Source organism: Niabella terrae (assembly GCF_054783135.1).
Window position 1 is genome coordinate 327,245 of the sequence record NZ_BAAGRD010000001.1, and the last position, 24,393, is coordinate 351,637.

Genomic DNA, 24,393 nt, shown 5'->3' on the forward strand with positions numbered 1-24,393 from the left:
GCTTTCGCCGTCCATTTAAGCGGACATGGCTTAATTTCAGGGCTAAAAAGATATTATGGCCCGAGCATTGCTTTTCCTATTGCTGCTGCTGCCCCTGCATCTGCTAAGTCAGTTGCCTGCAACCGTTTTTGAACAATCAGCCGGCCGGCAAACAGCGACCTACCGTGAAATTGTCCACTGGTGGCAACAGGCAGATCAAGCCAGTGAAAAAATCAGGGTTTTTAAAATGGGGCCGACCGATGCAGGTAAACCCCTGCATCTGGTTATTATTTCCAACCAACAGGTAAAAAATCCCCATCAACTGAAAAATGAGGGCCAGCTGGTGCTGCTGATTAATAATGGCATACATCCAGGAGAACCAGATGGCATTGATGCCAGCATGCTATTGGCCAGGGATATTGCCAATGGTAAGATTCCGTTGCCGGACCAGTTACAGCTGGCCATCATTCCGGTATACAATATCGGCGGTAGTCTGAATCGATCGGAAAATTTCAGGGTCGACCAGAATGGACCCGAAGCTTTCGGTTTCCGGGGTAATGGCCAGAATCTGGACCTGAACCGGGACTTTATTAAGGCGGATTCCAGAAACGCGCTGTCTTTTGCTGAAATCTTTCATGCGGTGGATCCGGAACTTTTTGTGGATAATCATGTCAGCAATGGTGCCGATTACCAGCATGTGATGACCCTGCTCACCACACAATACCAGAAACTGGGTGGCGCAATGGGTCAGTACCTGCATGAGGTCATGGAACCGGCCTTATACCAACTGATGCAACAGAAGGGCTATGATCTGGTGCCCTATGTCAACTTTGATCACCGGCAGAAAGTAGAACAGGGATGGCAGGGCTTTTGGGACGCACCCCGGTACAGCACCGGATATGCTGCTTTATGGCATAGCTTCGGATTTATGACGGAGACCCATATGTTGAAGCCTTATACCCAACGTGTGCAGTCGACCTATGCGATGATGGTATCGATGATGGAATTTGCGGCTATTAATTACAAAACCATACAGCGACTGCGCACCGAAGCCATCGCAGCCAGCCGGCAGCAGGCCTATTTCCCGCTCAACTGGCAACTGGACAGCAGCAGGTACAGTACCATACAGTTCAGGGGCTACCAATCTGAATATCGCAAAAGTGAGGTATCAGGCCAACCCCGACTTTACTATGACCGGACCCGACCCTATACCCGGGCAATACCCTTTTACGATCATTACCAGTCCATCGACTCAGCCAAAAGACCTTCAGCCTATCTGATTCCTCAGGGTTGGTGGAAACTCACCGAAAGGCTGCGGGCTAATAAAATACGGATGTTTCCCTTAGAACAGGACAGCCTGATACAGGTTGAAATCTGCCATATTGAATCCTGGAGCGCAGCAGCGCGTCCTTATGAAGGACATTTTCTGCACCGGGACCTTCAGACCCGCACCAGCCATCGTCTGGTCAGGTTCCGAAAAGGAGACTGGTATATACCGATGGATCAGCCGGCCAATCGCTATTTGATGGCCACCCTGGAACCCGCTGCAGAAGACAGCTATTTTCGGTGGAACTTTTTTGATGCCATCCTACAGCAAAAAGAAGGCTTTTCAGATTATGCCTTTGAACCCATTGCGGCAACTTACCTACAGGACCACCCTGATATCCGACAACAACTGGAAGAAAGGCGACGTAGGGACAGCAGTTTTGCAAAAGATGGTGCTTCCCAATTACGATTTGTTTTTCGGCACTCACCCTTCATCGAGCCGGCATATCTGGAATATCCGGTTTACCGCATACCCTGATTGCCAGGAGCTGTGAACTACCCATTGGCTAAAGACCAATGTACTTCGTGCTTCACAGCGATTTGCTTACTGCTCCGAGGAGTTAGAAGTCTTACGATCGCTCCACACGTATACGCGCAAGTCCCTTACGAGGTTTTTACATCTTATACTGATGTTACAATTGTACTATATTATACAAGAAAACAATTTTGTGCCTTAGATCCCAAAAGCTAAAAACTTTTGGGTTTTACGGCACGGTTTATAAATGATTCAAAAAATAATACAACCCATGAAAATGATCGACATGGTCCGGCGCCGTATTGCCCGCAAATCCCAGAATCTGAAAATGACCCGCACTGGCGCGGCTTAGTTGCTGCATGCCCCCGGGGCCCCATTCCAATACCGGGCGGGCACGAATATTGAGTTTTTGCAGCAAATAGTCTGCTGCTTCAGTAGTACTTACGAAGGTGCCTGGGAAAATAGCCGAGTGGGTAAACAGAAAGTGTTTATTCCCCCAAACTGACGCCCGGGCATAATCTACAAAGGGCTGCATGGCCATACTGTCTATTTTTCCTCCCGCGGCCAGCAGACGGTTCTCGGGCATATAGGAGGCGTGGAGTCCATCCAGTAACAGGACCCCGTCTACCCGCTGAAAAATCCCGGGCTGGCGTAGCAGGCTGCGGACGGCGCCGTAACCGGCACTAAAGCCACTGAACAGCAAACGCCCTTTTACCGGACGGCGACCGAGTCGCTCCGCGACCATTTGCCATAACCGGGATTCCAGGGCTGCGAATATGCTGTCAGTAGCAAAAGCGCGGCTGTAAACCCCCGAGCCCGTTCCCAATTGCACCGAAACCCCGATCAGGTTGCCCTTGTATTTTTCAGCGGCATAAGCAACGGGCAAAAATCCTCCGTGAAAATGCACCAGGAGATCAGCTTTTCGGCGGACCCGGAAATGCCGGGGCAGGTAGATCATGATCCGGGCACCGGCGAACCCTTCCATCGGTATGCTGATCCCCCTGCCGGTATCCATTTCGATACGTTGATGGCGGCGCAGGTGTTCCTGCATCGGCGAAGGATTTTGGGGCAGGGGTGGGATTTGCTGTCCCTGTCCGATCAGCGGAGCCAGCAGCCACACCAGCCCTGGCATTCTGTATTTTAAGAAACGGTGCATTAAATTAAAGTCCCGAAAGGTTTATTCCTCCTTCAGGACTTTAAAACTAAAACTTTTCCATTATTCGGTTTATTTCAGCACGCCCAATTCCCGGCCAACCCGGGTAAATGCAGCAATGGCTTTATCCAGGTGTTGTTGTTCATGAGCAGCGCTGAGCTGTACACGGATTCTTGCCTGACCCTTAGGTACCACAGGAAAGAAAAACCCAATGACATAGACACCTTCCTCCAGCAATTTGGCAGCAAAGTCCGCCGCCAGCACCGCATCATAAAGCATGATCGGCACAATCGGATGTTCGCCTTCCTTGATATCAAATCCGGCAGCGGTCATTTTTTCCCGGAAATAGCGTGTATTAAACGCGAGTTTATCCCGGAGTGCAGTTGACGCGCTCAGCATATCCAGCACAGCGATGGAGCCCCCCACAATAGAAGGCGCCAGGGTATTACTGAACAAATAAGGCCGGGATTTCTGACGCAGCATATCAATGATTTCTTTGCGGCCGGAAGTAAATCCGCCGGATGCACCACCCAGGGCCTTACCCAATGTGCCGGTGATGATATCAATCTTTCCAACAACGCCACGATATTCATGGGTACCCCTTCCTGTCTTGCCCAGGAATCCGGTGGAATGGCATTCATCGATCATAATCACGGCATCATATTTTTCGGCCAGGGCCACGATCTTATCCAATTGCGCTATCGTACCATCCATACTGAATGAACCGTCGGTCACAATAATGCGGCTGCGGCATCCGGCCGCTTCCTGAAGTTTTGCTTCCAGGTCCTGCATGTCATTATGCTGATACCGAAACCGCTGGGCTTTGCAGAGCCTGACACCGTCAATAATACTGGCATGGTTCAGCGCATCCGAAATAATTGCGTCCTGGTCGTTAAATAACGGTTCAAAAACGCCACCGTTGGCATCAAAGGCTGCCGCATACAGAATGGTATCCTCGGTCCCCAGAAATGCAGAAATTTTCTGTTCCAGGGTTTTATGTATATCCTGGGTTCCACAAATAAACCTTACGCTGCTCATGCCGTAACCATGAGAATCGATCGCTGCATGAGCAGCACGAATCACTTCCGGGTGTGCGGACAAACCCAGATAATTATTGGCACAGAAATTCAGTACTGTTCGTCCGCCTACCTGAATCTCAGCACCCTGAGGGCTGGTGATGATGCGCTCCGTTTTATACAGTCCCGAATTTTTAATCTCTTCGATCTCCGTTGCTATTCGCTGGGTAAAGGTTTCATTCATGATAACTATGCTATTATTTTTACAAATAAAAAGATTTTTAGGTTAAAGAGGCGGTTCTGGCCCGGAGCAAACGGTTGCACGAATTTCCCATTTTAATCCTTCCGCATTGTCCGGGTGACTGCCTTGGTTACGGTCTGATCTCCGAATCTGTTTTTGATCCCGTCAATGGCCTTATACAGTTTCAGTTTCTCTTCCTGGGCATGAAACAAATCCATCTGCATGCCGCTATCTGCCAGCCGGCTGAACCGGACGCCGATCAATCGTACCGGCCTGCCCCGCTGGTACATCTGATTAAATATTTCCTTTGCTTTCCCTATTAAGTCATCATCCAGCGAAGTAAAGGGAATGGATTCCTGGCGGCTCGTCGTTTCAAAATCGCTGTAGCGAAGTTTGACGGTCAGACAACCGGTATGTTTATCGTCCTGGCGGAGGTCATAAGCATTTTTCTCTGTGAGCCGGATCAGCTGACTGTGTAAATAGTCCATATCTGTCTGATTGGTCGGAAAAGTAGTCTCCCGGCTCATCGATTTCTGTTGCCATTCAGTCTGGAGCTCCGCCGAACCTTCGCCATGTGCTTTTTGCCAGAGTTCCCTGCCCCATTTACCCAGTTTATGTTCGAGCAGTTCCACCGGCGCAAGGGCAATATCCTGAATCATATGCAGGCCCATGGCACGGAGCCTGGCTTCCGTTTGCCGGCCTATGCCATTGATCTTCTCAATACCCAGCGGCCATAAGAAAGCCTGTTCCCGACCATGGGGTACCTGCAGAAACCCATTGGGTTTGGCTTCATTGGTTGCCATCTTGCTGATAAATTTAGCTGACGACAGGCCACAGGAAATCGGCAGGCCGGTTTCGCGGATAATGTATTCCCGCAGTTGCCGCACATAAGTCACTACATCAAAGAACCGGTCCATGCCGGTTAAATCACAATAAAATTCATCGATAGAAGCCTTCTGAAATAAAGGCACTTTGGCGGCAATAATATCAGTTACTTTCCTGGAATAATGCGCATATTGATCATAGTGGCCCTTCAATACCACTGCCTGCGGGCACAATTTAATTGCCGTCGCCATCGGCATCGCTGAATGAACCCCGAAAGCCCTGGCTTCATAACTGCAGGTTGATACAACCCCCCTCCCAGATGTCCCGCCAACCACTACCGGAAGGCCTTTGAGTTCCGGCCGTAACAGCAATTCCACTGAAACAAAGAAGGAATCCAGATCAAAATGGGCGATATATCGCTTGGGGTCATTCACCGTTCAAAGTTAATTTTTTTATCGAAGCAGGTTATACCTGTCAGGATAGAAGACCGTGCATTCAGGCCTGAGCAGCCAGGTACTTTTGCAGCATCAATATCTGACCCAAATGATAATGAACATGTTCCACCTGACCACAGAAATTATTAAAAGCGCTACTATGTCCCGGAAGGATCGGACTGTATAAATTACCCGTATCATAACCTTCTATCGCCTGCGCCAGTTCCTCAGCAGAATGCAGGTTGTCGGTTTTCAATTCCCGCCAGTCCGCTTCTGCCTTTAGAGGAGGATGTAACATTCCGTTGCGGGCATCTATTTCTGGCGCTGTTCCCTGGGCCCTTTGCACAATCACCCGGTTCCAGAAGCTGATATGGTGTAAAATCATGGCAATACTGTTGGGTGACAGCGGGGTAACCTGTTGCGCCGTCTGAAAATCAACACCTGACAGGGTATCCGTAATGTTGACATCTGTCCAGTTCCCGCCCCGATGGACAGCGATCAGATGCGCTGCCAGCTCCCTTTGTAGTTTGTTATTCATGGGGTTTTTTAACAAAAGTAGCGGCTTCAGGCGGCCTGAGGCGGTTAAAGCAGGCAGAATTTACTTTTTGTGGAAAAATATGCTGGACGTCAAACCATAAATCCGCCGAAACACAATGGTGACGGGCTTCTTAACAAATATTTACACCGCTGAATAAGGTGAAATACATCAATACTTGGTTTTATGCAGGCTGGAAAGCCAACTATCTTTGTGTAACAATAACACAAAGGGGTTATTTAGCGGAACAGGAACAGTGAGCAACAACTAGATTTTTTTAAGATTTTTCATATGGCAAGCAATCGTTAGAGGTCAGTCCGTTTCTACGGAAGGACCTTTTTTCTGTTAGGGACTTTTTTAAGACCTGCTAAAAACGAAAACAGGATTGCGTGAACAACCCTGCTTCGGTGATTTTCAAGGATACAGATTATTTGGTGCTCATCTGGTTAATTAAATTCAATAACTGGGATTCAGAAACTTCCGCCAGGTTAAAACTGAATGCCACATAGTCCTTTCCGGAATCCGGAGTCCCAATAGTAACATCCCGCATCTCTGCATAGAACTTTCCGTTTCGGGCGCTGATGGCCAGAAAAGTTCCTTCCTGACCAATCGGGATGGTATTCTGATAGCTGAGGAATCCTTCTTTTCCTGCCGCCGGCAGCATAATGGTATTATACAGTTTGATCAAACTATTCGTTCCGGCAGTTTTGAAAAGCAGCATACTGGGGTCCTGACCCATGTAATTGGTACCGGTTTCCGGATTAAACTTGTCTCCAAAATAGCCAAGAACAGTAGTTTTGGGACGGGGATCGCTATATAGGGCGTCGCAATTGCGCCATTCACCAAGTGCGTCCAGCGGGAAAATGGTAGTAGCTCCTGCACTCACACCCCATCCGGGTATCTGTGACCAGGCTACACCCCTTCTGACCAGAATTTCCTGGGTAATGCTTACCGAAGCATTCTCATGATTATAGCCACTAAGTGTTTGTGTAATGGTGGTATCTCCGTCCCACATGGGTATTTCCCTGGCATTTCCGTCAGCACCGACGCCAATGGGTACCTGCACCATGACCGGCTTCTGGACCGGGTTGAGTTTAAGCGCATTACCGTTTTGCCGGGCGTCTACAAAAATTTCACCAAAAGACTCCAGAAAGGCGCCTTCATCAGTAAGGGTGGGTTTATCAGCCAGAATCATATTATTGGCGCTCAGAATGTCTCTCGCGAAAATATCTACGGGACCGGTGACGGGTGCGCCGGAACCATCGGTAAATACGCCGGCTGGAAAAGTAATCGTCGTACCGCTGGCCAGTGTAATGATACCACCGGCGGCAGCGTCAATCGTAAAATGCTGATTTTCCGGTGCATGTTTCTTAAAAAAAGCATCCATCAAAGCAGCAGAATTTTTATCATCTGTATTCCAGTCATTGACTGGAGCTTCTGATTTACGGCAGGCGTTGAAAATAAGCAGCGCCACAGCAAGAACTGACAGGGTAAAATATCTCTTTTTCATAACAGGCATTTTAGGAATTAATGAATCTTGTTTACCCCTATATCAGCAGGCTTAAAGATTTGTTACCCCCCTGTTATAATTTTTTTTTCTATAATATTTCCATCCTGCGTAAGCGGCGACCAACAAGACCAACAGGCCGATCACGGGCAGATAGTTATATCTGTTTTTTTCTACTGCTATGTTAAGTTGTTGGTCACCACCCTGATAAAACAGACCGGCCCAGTACCAGGGATTCCTTTCCGCCACCGAAGTTCTTTGTTCCAGATAAGCCGCCCTGGCTGCCTGCAATGCCTGCGAAGGGCGATGCAGCTGGTGAAGTGCCTCATAAAAAAAGCGCATCATTTCTGAGGTAGCGCGGTCGTCAGCCTGCCAGCGAGTAGCCACCACACCACCCACACCCTTGCTTAGAAAGGCCCGCCCCAGACTCAGCGGACCTTCGTGTTGGAGATAAATGCCATTGCCGGTTTCGCAACCCGCCAGCACAACCAGCGGACATTGGGTGGTCAGGTAACGAATCTGACCAAGCAGCAGTTTTTGCTTCAGTAAAATAAAGGCAGGCTGCGCAGCATCACCTGCAACCGCATGGGAAGCCACATGAACAATTCGGTTATGGTTCAGACTGGCCAAAAAAACGCTGTCACTGGCAGTATCTGCCTGGTGGCAGCGGGCGCCAAAATCCGATTTCAGATAGGCCGCTTCTTCACGGGCAAAAGGCAGCGCCGGAAATCCCAGATGTGGATGTTCCAGACTGAATACTTCAAGACCTTCAGCTTCCTGTACGTTCGGGTCACTGAGCAGGCTCAGCAAGGTATACTGATAGCTCAGACTATGGGCCTGACCCAGAAATTCCGGCTGGTCAGCGCGGAGCGTAAGGGCTTCAAAAGGTAAATGATACAGTGCACCGGAAGGGGCAATAATCAGCGGTCGTCCCGCCGGGATAGGATCCAGTAATCGTTGATAGAGCCGGAAAGCTTCCTTATTATATGCCGTGGGGTCGTTGTTAAAAGCAGCCGGGCCCTGATAAAAATATCGGTCCGCAAAAGCATATATCTCATCGAGGCGGGCGCTGCTGTCTATTTGCTGATCGAGACCACTGCTGTCGATTGTGATCCGGTAGATCAGATTATCTATTGCATAATAACTGATGATCGTCTGGTGGGTCGCCAACACTAACAAACGGTTTTGGAACCCGGTAAAAGAAGGTGCTTCTAAAGTTTGTCCGAACTGGTTTTCGGTAAGACTAAGCTGGTACTCCTTGGAACGGATGCGGTTTTTGATCTGTTGCCGACGCAGGGTATCATCCTGCTGCGCCAGCAGCAGATAATCATTTCTCAGGGCTTCAAACTGATCCGTTGCTATCTGTGACGATTGCTGCCAGCGTCGTGTACGTTGTTGTTCATAGATCAGTTTTCTGCCTTTGGATAGTTCGGTCATCCATAACGCCTTCCATAAATACATGGACTGGCCCGTAGCTGCATAAGACCGATGGTGCCAGACAATGGCCCGTTCTGTCTCTTTCTCGTTCGTATATATGCTGTTATCGGTAAAATCGGCAACACCGATCAGTTGCTGGGTATAATAGTCATTCAGAACAGCCTGTACCATCCAGTAGGAGCAGCTGTCGGCATTCGTTTTCATCTCATAGGCCGCGGCCAGCCCAAATAAAGAACTGGTTACTGTAAAATCAGGATAAAGTCCTTTACTGTCTCTTTTGAAAAAATCCAGGGCCCGGCTGAACCAGCTAATGGCAGTATCTGCAGATTGCTGCTTCAGACAGGATGCCGCAATTTCATTGGCAATACGCGCGCGCTGGCGGGGCGCGGCTTCCGCACTGTAATACCAGGCCTGTTTCAGGAAATGGAGCGCGCGGTACGGCCGGCCCTGCTCTGCCAGAATCCGAGCCTTATCAGTCAGTGCATTCAGGTACCAGCTCCGATTGAGCGGACCGCGGCCCAATGCCAATGCGTTCCAATGAGCGGCACTATCCGTATGACCCCGCTCCAGCCATGCCGCCGCTTTCAGATTGTACAACAATATGGCAATCGGATCGGCAGGCTGCTGCAGTGTCCGCAGTCCCCTGTCGGCAAGCTGCAGTACGGAATCAAAATGCTGCATATAAAAATGCGTTGTGGCAAAATTGGCATAGAGCGCCGGCAGCATATTTGCTCTGTCGTGATCTACTGCCGCAGTGATCATGGTTTGCTGAATAAAAACGGCTTTGGAAAAATCCCCCATCCGGGTATAATTATTACCCAGAGGTTTGCCGACATATTCTTCAATATTCATGTCCAGACGCAGCTGCTCATCTTTCTGTTGCTGATAAAAATCCAAAGCCTGCTCATACCAATGGGTAGAAGCCTGAATCTGTCCGCTTTGCAACAGATGATAAGCCAGGTTGATCTGCAGGTCGTAAAATGCCAACCGTTCATTCTTGGTTTCGGGGGGCCGCCAGATCAGCGCCATCAACGAATCCGCCCGGTCAGCCAATTCCGGATGCGCGTCCAACTGATCAAAAAAAACGTAGAGACAGGCGGTGAGGCTGTCCTGACTTTTATATGCTGCATACGCTGTATTCGGCGACGGGTCCGGGGTAGCAGAGAGACAGCACCATACCAACACCACAGTAAGCAGCAGGGTTACGGGAAGCTTATAATATGGGCATCGTTTGTTTACAATCTCCATCCGGCATAGATATAGCCAAAGCTACTGTTTTTGCCGTTGTAATAATATCGGATACCGACATGAGGGCCTAGTTTCACTTTTCCCAACTGCAGATCGGCAAAGGGCTGAAAGCGCCAATTGCTAAATGCGGATATTGTTTTTGAGCTGTTGACAGGATAAGCAGTCAGTCCCTGGTCGTTGAGACCCGCTATATAATAGGTATGGCGGGTGGCCGTCTCCCCACCGATATCTACCGTCACGGCGGCCCCGGCTCCCAAGGAAATATACTCGTTGAAGTTATAACGTATTTGTAGTGGTACGGCTTTCAGCTGATGTATGGTGTGACTGGCAGAAGAATCGAAGGTTTTATAATCATAACGGCGCCCATCTTCCCCACTGATGACACCTGGCCTTTCGATACCCCTGACGGACACGCCCTGGGTACGGATTCCGAGCTTATAATAGAGCTCCAGTTGCAGGAAAGGCAGATAAGGGGCAAGGGGCGCCAGCCCTATACCGGTCACGAGGCCATCACTGGTCACGCCTTTTCCGGTAAAAGATTTTTCAAAACCCGCCATAACTACAGGGGAAGGACTTTTTTTAAACCTGCCGGTAGCAAAATTGGTGATTACCGGCTCATTTCTGTCAAAGTAAATCGCCGTCCGGGATCTGAAAGGCCGGTTTTCCAGTTTCTTGCGGGTGACAATACTGAACTCCATAAAACCTTTTGTACTGTCCTTATCTTCCACGCCTTTTTGATCCGTTCCGGGTAAATAAATGCCATGGAAAGTGAACAGGGCGCCCTTTTCATTTCTGGTAATTTCCCAACAACCGCGCTTTTCCCTCGCAAGACTGTCACAGGGAGGGCACCAGGGAGACATATCCGTTACCGTGATGGTTTGTGGATCGAGGACTGAAGCCATCGTGATGTCCAGGGCAATTTTACGGGCTGGCCCTTTCCCGTTATTCTGAAAACGTACTTTATAATCCAGGGGTTTATGTTTTTTGAGGAACCGGTAACTGATCCTGCCACCTTTGATATTCATTTTATTGGGATCATGTGAATTCACCACCGGAACATTGAGCTTGTGCATCACCGGTTTTCCTTTCTCCGGCACATAGACCCCCGTTATGGTTAAAGTAGCATTGGTGTCTTTGATCATTTCCGGCGTAACATATAACTCCAGAAAGGCAAAGCGGGTAGCAGCAGGCGCCATTTCGCCCAGGTCAAAACCGTATACATCATTATAAGCGGCGAACATATCGGCCAGCAGGTTCTCGGCATCCGCTGCTTTTAATTTCTGTACAAAATGGGCTGCGGGGCTGCCGCTTTCTGTTATGGTCAGCGGCTGGCTGAGAAAAGGAAGACCTGCTGAGTTTGCTGCAATCAGCCTTTCCTGATTAAAGAACCGAAATCCGGAACTATCAAAACATTGCTGCTCAAAAATTTTTTCATTGAGTAGCAGATAGAGTTTACCGCCATCCGCCTGTGCCAGCTGATTCTTCCAGCCGGCAATCAGTACCATGGTATCGCCGGGCTTGGCCATACAATTGTACTTCAATTCAAAATGACCGTTGGCTTTAAAGAAATCCTTCTCTGCCACCGAGGGAGATACAGACTGGTTTGCTACTGCCTGCGCAACCTGCACTTTCCGGTTACGGCGCTGTGGCTTCTTACCATCATCATAATTATTGACCGCGTACATGATTACATCATAATCGCCCGGCGTTTGGTAGGCATGTACAGGATTTTCAGCAAAACTGAAATGCCCGTCGCCAAAATCCCATAGATAGGTATAAAAAGGTGCCGGAGCCCCAGGAATCTGTGTCAGTTCCGGTAAGGGAACGGAGTAGTGAAACAGCCGATTGCTATCCGGACCTACCTGAATAGCACTATCCGCTAACTGCGCTTCCAGCCTGCCGGTTATCAGCAGCAGTCCCCCCAATAAAAAGATGATATATTTCACAAAAGGCAGTTTTATGGTATATCAAGTCAATCAGTAAATTGTTACCTCTGTCCAAATCCTGCGGAGTGAATTTATCCAAAAATTCCAAGTCAGGGTAATTTTTCTTTATTTTAGCTACTTATAATCAAACTATTGCACCCCGACCAGCAATATATACACGCCTTAAAATATCATGACGCCAAACTTATTGACGCGATCTATCGGAATTTTGCGCCGGGTATCCGCCGCTACCTGGTTGCCCGGGGCGCAGACGCAGAAGAAGCGGGAGATATTTTTCAGGAAGCACTGATAGATATTTATAAACGGGCTTCGGACGACAGTTTTGAACTGAGCTGTCCGTTTGAAGCTTTCCTGCTCCTGGTGTGTAAACGAAAATGGATCAATGCAGCAGAAAAAAAACAACGCAGTGGGGTAACAAAAAGCCTGGATGAAGGATATCATCATGTGGCTGACACGATCGACTCCGCGGCGGTGTCAGCCAGTGAGCAACTCGACCGGGAATCCCTGGTGATGAAAATGCTGCAGCAGATCAGCAGCCGATGTCGCGAGATTATCATGGCGAGCTATACCCAAAAATCGCAGCAGGAACTGGCCGGGCAGCTCGGGGTCAGTTATGCTTATTTAAGAAAAAAGAAATCTGTCTGCATGGCTACTTTGATTGAAATGGTCCGAAAAAACACCATAAAAGGCGATGGAAAATTTTGAGAAAATAGAGGCATATACCGCAGGTTGGCTCTCCGAGACAGCGCGCCAGGACTTTGAAGCGGAACTGCTCAGGGATCCGGCGCTCCGGCAGGATTATGAGGACTGGCTGGCAGCCGACAAGACCCTTCGCCGGCAACTGTCGGATCCTGAAGGCGTCCGTCGGCTGGAGCAACTGCTCCGCCCCCTCCAACAGCAATATTTTACAGCATCCACAAAGCAGGCGCGCCTCATACCCTGGAAAAAATACCTGACGATTGCCATAGCGGCAGCCGTCTTACTGCTGGTTTGGCTGATGGTTCCCGGTGGTCCCGGAAGCTATCAATTACCGGAGATGCCGGCAGCCCTGGTACGTGGCAACGTCAATACTATAAATCAGGCAGCACAGTATTTTAACCAGGGCGCATACAGTAAGGCCCTGCCACTATTGAAAACTGCACTTGCTGCCGATCCCGGAGATGCCACTTCGGCTTATTTCCTGGGACTCTGTTATTTTAAAACCGAGGATTTTGAAAGGGCACTGCCGCTATTGGAACAGATAGCAACCGGGAAATCGGTGTATCAATCAGACGCCTGTTTCTTTACTGCACTCGCGGCCTATAAGATGGATCTGGTGGCGAAGGCCCGCATCTTTGCCGGTCGGGTACCCGAATCAGGCAGGTATTATAAAAACGCAAAAAAGCTGCTGCAAAGTACGCGCTAAAGTCGGATCAATCGCCTTGTTTAAAGAACTTGCCAAAGACGCCGATATATTGTTCTTTGCTGGCTGCCGCTATCTGCTTTCCGGCTTCGGTCAGCGGTCTGAAATAGGTTACTTCTGCCTGAGAGTATAGAAAGTGGTTGGTATACGACACCGTGGGTGGTGCATCGAATGTAGCAGGCCCGGATTGTATAAAGTCCATAAAGGCCTCCTTCCTGGGATTGGTGAAAAACGCTACTACAATTACCAGCAGGATCAAAATACTAATCAGTCTGCGAAATTTCATATTTAATTTTTATAAGCCCTTTAGATACTGACACAGAAACAACGGACAAATGACTACCGGAACCGGCAGAAAACCAATAACGCTTCCGGCTCGGGGTGCCGCCTGCGCTTTGATGCAGATCGAATGGATGCCGCTATCCTCCTACAGGACCCAGGATGACTCCATAGTATAACGTATTAACTGAACAAATACTCTACATCATCCTTGGTCAGTGATTTTACAAAACCGGATTCATCAGATATCAAATCTTTTGCAAGGGCCTTCTTTTTTTCCTGCAGTTTCAGAATCTTATCCTCAATGGTATCCTTACAGATCATCCGGTAGGCGAATATGTTCTTGGTCTGTCCGATACGGTGGGTTCGATCAATAGCCTGCTGTTCCACTGCAGGGTTCCACCACGGATCCACGATATACACATAATCTGCCGCTGTCAGGTTCAGCCCCACACCGCCGGCCTTCAGTGAAATCAGAAAGACCCGGACTTCATCATTATTCTGGAAATTCTGAATGGCTTTTTCCCGATCCGGCGCAGAAGTGCTGCCATCAAAATATTCGTAACGTATCCCCAGTTCATCCAGCTTTCTGCGAATCAACCCCAGCATTCCCAGAAACTGAGAGAAAATCAGGGCTTTGTGATCACTCATGTCTTCAGTGATCTCCCGGGCAAGCTCATCGATTTTAATGGAATGGTTTTCAAAAACCTCATCCTCATTGAGAATGGCCGGTGAATCACAAATCTGCCTCAGTTTCATGAGACCTTGCAGGATCGTCAGCTGGGAACGGCCCAGGCCCTTGGTATCAATGGTACCCAGAATCTTATCCCGATAATCATTCCGGTAGGCATCATAAATTTTCCGCTGTTCATCGCCCATCTCACACCAGAGAATCATTTCCTGCTTTTCCGGCAGATCCCTGGCCACCTGTTCCTTGGTGCGACGCAGTATAAAGGGATACAGGATTTTACGCAGGTGCTCCTTGCGGTCCGCTTCTCCGAGCTTGTCGATGGGAATGGCAAATTCCTGTCGGAAAAATTCTATGCTGCCCAGCATGCCGGGATTCAGAAAATTCATCTGTGCGTAAATATCAAAAGTATTATTCTGCAAGGGTGTACCGCTCATACAGAGCCGGTGTTTGGCATTGAGCAACGAAGCCGCACGGGTCACTTTACTGGAGGGGTTCTTAATGGCCTGACTCTCATCCAGCACCAGGTAATCAAACTTTATGTTCAGAAAAAATTTGATATCACTTCGCAGCGTACCATAAGTCGTAATGGTAATATCATGTTTCAGGAGTTCCTCAGTATCCCGGGTTCGGGTACTCCCGTGATGAATATAATAGGAAATACCCGGCGTAAATTTCCGGATTTCATTTTCCCAGTTATATATCAGGGTGGTCGGACAAACCACCATGGCTTTCATTTCAGGATGCTGGTCCTTATAATACTGCAGAAAAGACAGGGCCTGTACGGTCTTTCCCAGACCCATATCATCTGCCAGAATACCGCCCCAGTTAATATGTTGCAGGTAATTGAGCCATTGAAAACCCGCCACCTGATACGGTCGCAGGATTGGTTTCAGTGCTTCTGAGGGCGCCACGTCATGAATCTGTTCAAAATCCTTGAGCCGGCTGTATTTTTCTTCCAGTTCGAACTGCAGTTCCTCTTCGTTCTTAAGTTCGTACAGCTCATCAATCACGCTTTTGTGGTATTGGGAAAGTTTCAGCTTATTATTGCTGCCTTCACCGACACGGAACAGAAGGGCGTATTTTTTCAGCCACTCATCCGGCAGGATCCCAAGGGTGCCATCATTGAGTTGAACATATTGTTGTTTCGCAGCGAGTGCCCGTTTTACCTCAGAGATGGATACTTTCTGATCACCAAAAATAATATCTACTTTGGCATCAAACCAGTCAGTATTGCTGCTGATAAATATTTTGGTTTGCGGTTTGGCTGTGTTGAACCGGAAATTGTGCAATGCGTCATGCCCGAAGACAGGTACCTGCATTTCCTTCATGGCATCCACAAAAAGAAAAAACCAGCTTTCCTTCAGTATCTCCGATCCTTTTAATGCCAGGGTTCCCTCCTCTTCATTATGGATAAAATTGGAATGGAGGTTTTTCAGTTTCTGAATAAAGGCTGCTTCCTTTTCGCGATTCCGGTGTATGGCCAGGATCTTATTGCCATCCGGTATCAGCATGACCTGTCTTCCCACGGCGGCCGTTTCATGACCCTTATAGGAGAAAACAGGATTAAAAACCAGATAGTCCCCACGTTCGGCCAGGAATAACTTCACTTCAGGGTCCGCCCCCTTGATCGGTTGCATGAGCGAGGGATCAAAATCGGTCTTATACTGCCGGGCCAGCGGCAGGATAAAACTGAATAATTTCTCCGGCCAATCTTTTTTAGATATTTGTATCCGGCCTTCCGGTAAAAAGGGCTCCAATAATGCAACCGTTTCGGCGTCCGGCATGGCATAGACCTGATGGTTATACATATAAATCAGGGAACTGGCTGCTTCATTATCTTCCAGCCCGTACACCATTCCTCCGATCCGTACCAGACATTCACAACTATAACCCGCTGTACCCTGATCCACATAAAACTCAATTGAAGCCGGTTCCGGCATCGCATCCACATTCTGGATATGTTGTGTTATGAACTTTTTGCCCTGAGGCAGGACAAAAGCCATCGGCTTACCTACCTGATCCGTCAACAGCTTTTTTAACCTGGGTAACAGGTATTCATTCGCGAGTTGTCTTTGGTCGGCCGTCAGCTCAGGATTCTCGGACTCGGCCATTTCCTCCAACTGGGTGAAAGGCGTATTGCGCAACAGATATTTTCGCAGTTCAGGTTCCTGTAATTTTCGGATGGTATTCAACAGCGCTGCATCAGACTCAGTAAACGCGCTGGTATCGATATATTTCGTGACGTCCAGCGCGGTTACTTTTCCCAGAAAGTCATCCTGCTGTTCGTTGGCTTCTCCACTAACAGCCTCAATCGAAAAAAACGGGTAGGTCTTTCGATTGAAATTAAAAACAAACCCCAGTCGGATAAGGGGTCGCTGTTCTTCCGAAACGGCCACGTCCGTCTCCGCAGCCGTTTCCGGTTGCTGTACGGCCGGCAGCGGTTTGCGAAGCTCGCCTGTGGGATTGTTGACGCGTTTGATGCGACTATCCAGCACCCGAAGAAAAGGTTTGCCGTCTTTGAATACAAATTCGAACTTGCCTTTTAAATCGTCAGCCAATGAATATCCATACGCTTCCAGTAAACGATTTTTTTCAACATCCCGATTGCGAATGGTATCAAAATACCCCGAGCCATGCTGACGGATCAGTTGCAGTAGCAGAATTACTTTAGGCAGACAAAGCGGATACTCCGAATCCTCGTACTCACAACTGGTGTCAAAATTTCTTTCTTCGTTCTTTCGGATTACGACCTGCCAATTGGTATCATCAAGCAATACAGATGCCTTTACGGTCTCATCTTTGGCTGAAATAATTTTTGCTTTCTTTTTCTGAAGAAACTTTTCGGCTTCGTTAAAACTTTCTGCGCTACAAAGCGCCCTTACTGAACGCAGATCGAGGTTCCGCAACTTGATCACCGTATGACGTTGATCGTAATACACATCTTCATCCCCCAGTTGCCCCTTATCCATCAGCTCCTGCAACTGAAACAGGGAAGCCACTTCATGTTTGCAGATATCGCCCAGATTATAGGGACAGGTGCAACGTAGTGAAATCTGCCGCGGATCGCTGTATTTGTGAATATGTACTTTGTAGAAATTACTATAAGCGTCATCTTTCACTCTGAAGACAACCGTTCCGGTCAACTTGTCAAATTCCACCAATTCAACGAAACCCAATGCATGCGTCTTTTTTCCGCGTCGGATCACTTCATCAGTTCCGTTGGTATAGACATGTTTTAATATGTGAGGTAATGCCATAAATCTTCCTGTCCCCTGCTTACCTGAACGCAGGCAGTCGGGTAAAAATTATTAAAAAAATATCAATCAGAATTCCTGCTCTTTAGAAAAAACAATCGGCAAAAATAAAGGAAAGATTCCCGCTTTTCCATAGCTTTTGGACAATATTTTACATTCACCGGAATGCGCCAAATAAAATTGTATCTTTACAAGTTTTATCCAGCAATCAGACGCCCTTCCTGATAAAGAGGCAGGACATCGGCCAGGTCCTGCGAGAGACAGTACTCAATGTCATCAATGTACCCAAAGCGTTTTACCAGCCGATGGTAATGCGTCAGGTTTGCCGCATAAGTCAGCAGGTCATCCTTGTGGGCAGTATAAATTTGCTCCGCCATAAATGAACTATCGCAATGCACACTGAAGCGATCCCTGACCTTATGAATGACTGCTCCCGCAAAAAGCGTGTCTTCCATATTGAACCGGTCTTTCCAGCCGGCACAGGCCAGTACCACATCTTTCCCCTGTTCCATCAGATAATTGCAAACAGAAGAAAGATTCGGGAAGGATCCGGTAATTATTTCCTGGGCACCGTTAGCAAGTGCCATATACAGCAGCCGGGTGCCATTGGTAGTCGTCAGCACCAGTATTTTATCGTTAATAAAATCCCTTTTATACTCCAGTGGTGAATTCCCGTAACTGAGCCCTTCGGCCAGCCGACCGTCCCTTTCCCCCGCGGCAATCCCTCCTTCCCGCTGACTGATTTCGATTGCCTTGGACACGGCATCCACCGGAATCACATAACGGGCGCCATTATAAAGGGCCGCGGCTATTGTCGAAGTTGCCCGGAATACGTCAATAACGACCACCACGGCATCTTTTAAATCATAAAGATGCAGCAAGGCGGGTGAAAGGGAGGTAAACAATTTAGGTTTTTCCGGCATGGAAGTTTTATTTAATTCAATCTGGTCCTGTGAAAATGGATGACGGCTATACAAAAGGCATTTTTACTACAGTCGCCGCCAGTAGTTTATCACGGACTTTGATAAAAATAGCCGAACCAATACCTGCATGGGCAGTTGCTACATAGCCCAGACCAATCGCCTTGTCCAATGTAGGCGACTGGGTACCCGAACTGACCTGACCAATCCTAGCTCCATTACGGTCAGTGATTTCGTAACCGTTTCGCGGTATGCCGCGATCCGCTAACTGAAAACCGACGAGCTTCCTTGATACACCATTTTGTTTCTGCGCTTCCAGGATAGATTTTGCAGTAAACTCCTTGGTAAATTTGGTGACCCAGCCCAGGCCCGCTTCCAGCGGGCTGGTCTCGTCATTGAGGTCGTTGCCATAAAGACAATAACCCATTTCCAATCGCAGGGTGTCCCGGGCGGCCAGTCCCACCGGTTTCAAGCCCTGCGGCCCGCCTTCCCTGAAAATTGCCTCCCAGATGGTATCCGCCGCACCGTCCTTTTCCTCAAAGTATATTTCCACGCCACCTGCGCCGGTATATCCTGTTGCGCTGATCAACACATTCGGTACCCCGGCGAAATGACCTTTGGCAAAAGTGTAATATTTCATATTCATCAGGTCGATATCCGTCAATGCCTGGAGGATGGCGGTCGCCTGGGGCCCCTGAATCGCCAGTAAGGCCGTCTTTTCGGAAATATCATGCATTTCCACCTGACGGGTATTCTGTTGGCTAATCCACTGCCAGTCCTTGGCAATATTGGCCGCATTCACGACCAGCATATAGACTTTACCGGCTTCAATACAATACACCAGCAGATCATCGATAATACCACCCGCTTCATTAGTAAGAATACTGTATTGGGCCTGGCCTTCTTTCAGTTTGGCAGCATCATTGGTTGTCAGCCGCTGAATGAGTTCCAGCGCCTCGGGCCCTTTCAGGATAAATTCCCCCATATGACTGACGTCGAAAACGCCGGCCTGACGGCGTACCGTCTGGTGTTCTTCGGTAATACTACTGTAACTAATTGGCATATTAAAGCCTGCAAAAGGCGCCATTTTCGCACCCAGGGCAATATGCTGTTTTGTAAAAGGCGTTTGTTTCATTCCTTATTGATAATTTTTAAATATTATATCTGACCCTTCCGGAACCTGCGGTCAGGTTGTACCTGTAACAACGCCGGGATCCGGCCACAAATTTAGGGGAATCGCCCTTCGGTATAGTTTTTTTTACATCAGAGGTATTGGCAGTAAGGCCGGAAACTAAAATACCCGGAAACTGTCCGGGTATTTTGAAAGTATTTGGTTCGAAAAAATCACTAAAATCCCCGGTTCTCCGTGGTATTAAACTTACGCAGATTCGAACACTGGTCCACCGCTTCCTTATCCACCAGGACATAAAAATTAGGAATGTTTTTGTTCAGCCAGTTTTCCAAAGCCTCATTCTTTTTCTGGCTCAGCGCCATATCATTGATACGACTGTAATCATCGGCGAGGTTCATACGGTGGGCATCGGTACGGCTACGGAGATAAACGATCCGCACCCCTCTTTTTCCCTGTTCATTGGTAAATGCTACCGGCATTGAGTAAGCGCCCACTTCCATTTTACCTACGGTCAGTGCCATTTCCTTGTCCAGCTGGTCGATGTTTACATGCGTTGAACCATCCTGATTCAATACATAGGGACCATAATTTTTTACCGCTTCATCCTCACTATAACGGTAGGCGGCATCCTTAAAGGATATTTTTCCGGCGATGATATCGTTTCTTACGGAATCCAGTTTGGCTTTTGCCGCATTGATTTCCACATCGGTGACCGGAGGAGAACGCAGGATCATTTTTACGTTGGCATTATCGCCACGCCGGGCATCCAGTTGGATCAGGAAAAAACCGAATTTGGGCGACTTCACCGGCAGGGAAATCTCACCCACTTTCAGCCGGAATATGGTAGACATAAAAATCGGATCCCATATCTTGTCGTTCCGGTTGATTTCGTAAGTTCCGCCTCTTTCCCGGCTTCCGGGATCTTCAGAATATTTTTTCGCCATGCTCTCAAAAGACACCGAACCCGATTCTATCTGTTTGCGGTAATTCATCATCTCATTGTAGACATATTCATCCACTTCGGGTGCCGATTTGGGGTAGATATTGATCTGACCCACTTCCAGTTCCGATTCCAGGTAAGGAATACTGTCAGCGGGTATCTTGTCAAAAAAAGTCTTTACTTCGGTAGGCGTGATATGTACATTTTCAACGATATCCCGGCGCTTGGCATTGGCCAGCATCTGTTCCTTGATCTGCGGCCGGCTTTCTTCCTTCAGCTGGTAGATGCTTTTGCCTGCAATCTCTTCAAGTGCCTGTACACTACCATACTGCATTACGAATTCCCGGGTGCGCAGCTCCATCTGGGCTTCCACTTCCTCGTCACTGACCGGCAAGGAATCCCTTTCAGCCTGCAGGGCCAATATCTTTGACACCAGCGATTGTTCCAGCATGATACAGGCGGCATTCGGAGGAATCTGCTGCCCATACCGCAGCATATCAGAGATCGAGTTCTGGATTTCCGATTGCAGGATAATCCGGTCCCCGACGGCACCCAGTATCTTGTCGACAACGACCTTCTGTGCCTGACCCTGCGCCCCTGCGTTTACCGCCATACACGTTAACAATAAGGCAGTTACAGTATTTCTGATTCTAAGCATAATACAAATGTAAATGGTTCCCTTAGCCGGATTGTCCGGAAGCGCAGTATTCACAAAATATTAGGAAAGGCTGCGCGGGTCCGTAGCCACCCCGCTGACGGGGTCTTGCGGCTATAAGGTACGTTTTACTTCTTCCAGTTCGTAGGCCTCGACAATATCGCCCACTTTAATATCACTATAATTTTTAATGGTCAGACCGCATTCCATACCTGCCAGTACTTCTTTGGCGTCATCTTTAAAGCGTTTTAAAGAGCCCAGTTCGGCTACTGCATTTTCGCCTATCGGATAAATAACAATACCATCCCGGATCAGGCGTACTTTGTTGTCCCTTTTGATCTTACCGTCGAGCACAAAACTACCCGCCACGGTGGCTTTATCAAACTTAAAGACTTCCCGGATTTCGACATTGGCTGTAATCCGTTCTTTAACAGTAGGTTCCATCATGCCTTCCATGGCACGTTTCACGTCTTCAATCGCATTATAGATGACCGAGTACATATTGATTTCTATACCCGCATTTTCTGCCAGTTTCGAAGCCTGGGAGGAGGGTCTTACATTAAAGGCGATGACGATCGCATCGGAAGCTTCCGCAAGCACGATATCGCTTTCGTTGATCTGACCCACTCCTTTATGTATGACATTCACCAGAATTTCTTCCGTTGAAAGTTTCTGCAGTGAATCACTCAGGGCTTCTACGGAACCATCCACGTCCCCTTTAATAATAATATTCAATTCCTTGAAATTACCCAGGGCCAGACGACGGCCAATTTCATCCAGGGTAATATGTTTTTTGGTCCGCATGCCCTGTTCGCGCAGGATCTGTGCCCGCCGGTTGGCGATATCCTTGGCTTCGGATTCGTCGGCGTAAACTTTAAATTTCTCACCAGCTTGCGGGGCGCCGTTCAGACCCAGAATGACCGCTGGTGCCGAAGGACCCGCTTTAACCTGTTTCTTATTTCTTTCGTTGAACATGGCTTTCACCCTTCCGTAAAACTGACCACTAACAACCAGGTCACTTTGTTTCAGGGTACCGTTTTCTACCAGCAGGGTCGCCACGAATCCCCGGCCTTTATCCAGGGTAGCTTCCAGGATGGTTCCGGTAGCTTCCCGGTTGGGGTTGGCTTTCAGTTCCAGCAATTCTGCCTCCAGCAGGATCTTTTCCAGCAGTTTATCGACATTGAGCCCCTGCTTGGCCGACAATTCCTGACTCTGAAACTTACCGCCCCATTCTTCCACGAGTATATTCATCTGGGACAGTTGCTCATAAATCCGGGTTGGATTGGCACCGTCCTTATCGATCTTGTTGATGGCAAATATCATCGGCACACCAGCCGCCTGCGCGTGACTGATGGCTTCCTTGGTCTGAGGCATCACCGCATCATCTGCCGCCACGACGATCACCGCAATATCGGTCACTTTGGCCCCCCGTGCACGCATCGCGGTAAAGGCTTCGTGGCCGGGTGTATCCAGGAAAGTTATTTCACGGCCTTCAGCTACCTGTACCCGGTAGGCACCGATATGCTGGGTAATACCGCCGGCTTCCCCTGCTACTACATTGGCACTTCGGATATAATCGAGCAAAGAAGTTTTACCATGATCCACGTGTCCCATAATCGTTACAATGGGACTGCGGGGACGTAAATCAGCTGCATCATCTTCCAATTCCTCGTCGTCCTCCATCTCCATTTGCTTCTCCATATCGATGAACTCCACATCAAAACCGAATTCTCCTGCAACCAGTTCAATGACTTCGGCATCCAATCGCTGGTTGATCGAAACCATGATGCCCAGTCCCATACATTTACTGATCACATCAGCAAAACTCACGTCCATCAGGTTGGCCAGTTCACTGACGCTGATAAATTCTGTGACTTGTAGCTTCGTGTCTACCTGTTGCTGGTTGGCTTCTTCCGCCTCATTTCTTTTATCCCGGCGTGTTTTGGATCTGGTATTCTTATGTCTGCCGCCGCCGCCACTCAGTTTGGCCTGGGTCTCGCGGATCTTTTCCTGTATTTCTTTTTCATCGATCTGCTTGTCTTCCCGGCCACTTCTTCTGTTGGAGGAGCCGGTTCCGGTGTTGCGATCCTTATGGAAGGGCCGTTTGGCAGCCGGATCGGGCTTGACTTCCTTTCTTTCGATGGGGATACGTTTGCGTTTGCGCTTCTCCTCCCTTTTGGGTCGGGTATCACTATCCACAGGCAGATCAATCTTACCGATGATCTTGGGTCCTTCAATTTTTCCCGCCTGTATCTTGGTAATCTCAGGCGCGGCCGGTACGACAGGTTGCGCTGCGGGTACCGGCGTGGGGGTCGGCTGTTCCGGCTGTTCCGGCTGAACTGCCGCCGGTTGCTCCTGTTGTGGTTCCGGCTTTATTTCGGGTTCCGGCTTTTTAACCGCCTTTTTGGGTCGGGTGGAACTTTCGATGGCAGAAAGATCGATTTTATCCAGTACCCGAAGCCCTTCAATTTCCGGGGCGCTAATTTTCACCGGCTCTTCGGGCAGCTCAATGACGGGCTGCGCGGGTTCCGGCACTTCTTCCGGTTCCGGTGCCGCAGGCTGCTCAATCACCTCCGGTTCAACGGGTTCCGGTTCCGGGGCCGCCGGCTCGGGTTCGGCATCCGCTTTAACAGGTAATTCAGGTTCATCCTTTTTCTTTTTCACTTCTGCTGTAACACCCCTGGGCAGATCCACCTGATCGCTTTTGATTTTAGCGGCTTTATCACTTTGAAATCCCTGCTGCAACGCCGTATACATGTCTTCAGACAGTTTGGACGAAGGCTTCAGGTCGTCTTTGCTGAATCCCTTATCTACCAGGAACTCTATAAGTGTATCCTGACCGATATTGAATTCCTTGGCGGCCTGTAATAATCTTGGAAGTTTTTTTTCTGCCATAAAATTTTATCACCTGACGACACCCCGTACATTTAGGTGCGTCCGGATTTTTTTATAATCTGTAATCCCCGAGGCGGGTCCGGGAGCCGCTTGCACGGCGCAT

16 protein-coding genes are annotated in these 24,393 nt (G+C 48.6%); 3 read left to right on the forward strand and 13 right to left on the reverse strand.

All coding sequences use genetic code 11. The annotated features are described in order from the left end of the window. The first annotated feature begins 55 nt into the window (after window positions 1-55). Window positions 56-1,783 carry a M14 family metallopeptidase gene (locus ACYVI9_RS01450; protein WP_460759666.1) on the forward strand — a complete coding sequence of 576 codons (1,728 nt, stop codon included), beginning with the start codon at window positions 56-58 and terminating at the stop codon, window positions 1,781-1,783. Window positions 1,784-2,021: 238 nt separating this feature from the next. On the opposite strand, the gene ACYVI9_RS01455 is transcribed toward ACYVI9_RS01450, so the two are convergent. The 7 genes from ACYVI9_RS01455 to ACYVI9_RS01485 form a co-directional block, all read right to left on the reverse strand. Then, on the reverse strand, window positions 2,022-2,912 hold the full coding sequence (locus ACYVI9_RS01455) for a hypothetical protein (protein ID WP_460759669.1): 891 nt from the start codon (window positions 2,910-2,912) through the stop codon (window positions 2,022-2,024). 93 nt (window positions 2,913-3,005) lie between these two features. Continuing rightward, entirely contained in the window at window positions 3,006-4,193 is a 1,188-nt protein-coding gene (gene kbl / locus ACYVI9_RS01460) for a glycine C-acetyltransferase (protein ID WP_460759671.1), read from the reverse strand. Window positions 4,194-4,285: 92 nt separating this feature from the next. After that, window positions 4,286-5,449, reverse strand: coding sequence for a DNA polymerase IV (gene dinB, locus ACYVI9_RS01465; protein ID WP_460759674.1), 1,164 nt, complete (start codon window positions 5,447-5,449; stop codon window positions 4,286-4,288). A gap of 61 nt (window positions 5,450-5,510) precedes the next feature. Continuing rightward, window positions 5,511-5,987 (reverse strand): DinB family protein, encoded by a 477-nt coding sequence (locus ACYVI9_RS01470; protein ID WP_460759676.1) that lies wholly within the window; start codon window positions 5,985-5,987, stop codon window positions 5,511-5,513. 424 nt (window positions 5,988-6,411) lie between these two features. Continuing rightward, window positions 6,412-7,494 carry a hypothetical protein gene (locus ACYVI9_RS01475; protein WP_460759679.1) on the reverse strand — a complete coding sequence of 361 codons (1,083 nt, stop codon included), beginning with the start codon at window positions 7,492-7,494 and terminating at the stop codon, window positions 6,412-6,414. A 51-nt stretch (window positions 7,495-7,545) separates the two neighbouring features. Further along, entirely contained in the window at window positions 7,546-10,176 is a 2,631-nt protein-coding gene (locus tag ACYVI9_RS01480; protein ID WP_460759682.1) for a CHAT domain-containing protein, read from the reverse strand. Beyond that, complete coding sequence (locus ACYVI9_RS01485) at window positions 10,164-12,122, reverse strand: PKD domain-containing protein (protein WP_460759684.1); 1,959 nt, start codon at window positions 12,120-12,122, stop codon at window positions 10,164-10,166. The genes ACYVI9_RS01480 and ACYVI9_RS01485 overlap by 13 nt, the downstream gene beginning before the upstream one ends. A gap of 132 nt (window positions 12,123-12,254) precedes the next feature. Between ACYVI9_RS01485 and ACYVI9_RS01490 the strand changes: the two genes are divergently transcribed. Next, complete coding sequence (locus ACYVI9_RS01490) at window positions 12,255-12,827, forward strand: RNA polymerase sigma factor (RefSeq protein ID WP_460759687.1); 573 nt, start codon at window positions 12,255-12,257, stop codon at window positions 12,825-12,827. After that, window positions 12,814-13,527, forward strand: a complete 714-nt coding sequence (locus ACYVI9_RS01495; RefSeq protein ID WP_460759689.1) for a tetratricopeptide repeat protein — start codon at window positions 12,814-12,816, stop codon at window positions 13,525-13,527. The genes ACYVI9_RS01490 and ACYVI9_RS01495 overlap by 14 nt, the downstream gene beginning before the upstream one ends. 7 nt (window positions 13,528-13,534) lie before the next feature. Here the strand turns inward: ACYVI9_RS01495 and ACYVI9_RS01500 are convergent, their stop codons facing one another. The 6 genes from ACYVI9_RS01500 to infB form a co-directional block, all read right to left on the reverse strand. Continuing rightward, window positions 13,535-13,810 (reverse strand): hypothetical protein, encoded by a 276-nt coding sequence (locus tag ACYVI9_RS01500; protein ID WP_460759692.1) that lies wholly within the window; start codon window positions 13,808-13,810, stop codon window positions 13,535-13,537. Window positions 13,811-13,986: 176 nt separating this feature from the next. Beyond that, window positions 13,987-17,751 carry an SNF2-related protein gene (locus ACYVI9_RS01505; protein WP_460759694.1) on the reverse strand — a complete coding sequence of 1,255 codons (3,765 nt, stop codon included), beginning with the start codon at window positions 17,749-17,751 and terminating at the stop codon, window positions 13,987-13,989. A 194-nt stretch (window positions 17,752-17,945) separates the two neighbouring features. Continuing rightward, window positions 17,946-18,671: a 2-phosphosulfolactate phosphatase gene (locus ACYVI9_RS01510; RefSeq protein ID WP_460759697.1), complete on the reverse strand. Its 726-nt coding sequence runs from the start codon at window positions 18,669-18,671 to the stop codon at window positions 17,946-17,948. 46 nt (window positions 18,672-18,717) lie between these two features. Continuing rightward, window positions 18,718-19,803 carry a glycine cleavage system aminomethyltransferase GcvT gene (gcvT, locus tag ACYVI9_RS01515; RefSeq protein WP_460759700.1) on the reverse strand — a complete coding sequence of 362 codons (1,086 nt, stop codon included), beginning with the start codon at window positions 19,801-19,803 and terminating at the stop codon, window positions 18,718-18,720. Window positions 19,804-20,015: 212 nt separating this feature from the next. Continuing rightward, window positions 20,016-21,353: a peptidylprolyl isomerase gene (locus tag ACYVI9_RS01520; protein WP_460759703.1), complete on the reverse strand. Its 1,338-nt coding sequence runs from the start codon at window positions 21,351-21,353 to the stop codon at window positions 20,016-20,018. A 156-nt stretch (window positions 21,354-21,509) separates the two neighbouring features. Further along, a complete protein-coding gene (gene infB, locus ACYVI9_RS01525; protein WP_460759705.1) occupies window positions 21,510-24,290 on the reverse strand; it encodes a translation initiation factor IF-2 in 2,781 nt (926 codons plus the stop codon). Window positions 24,291-24,393: the final 103 nt, after the last annotated feature.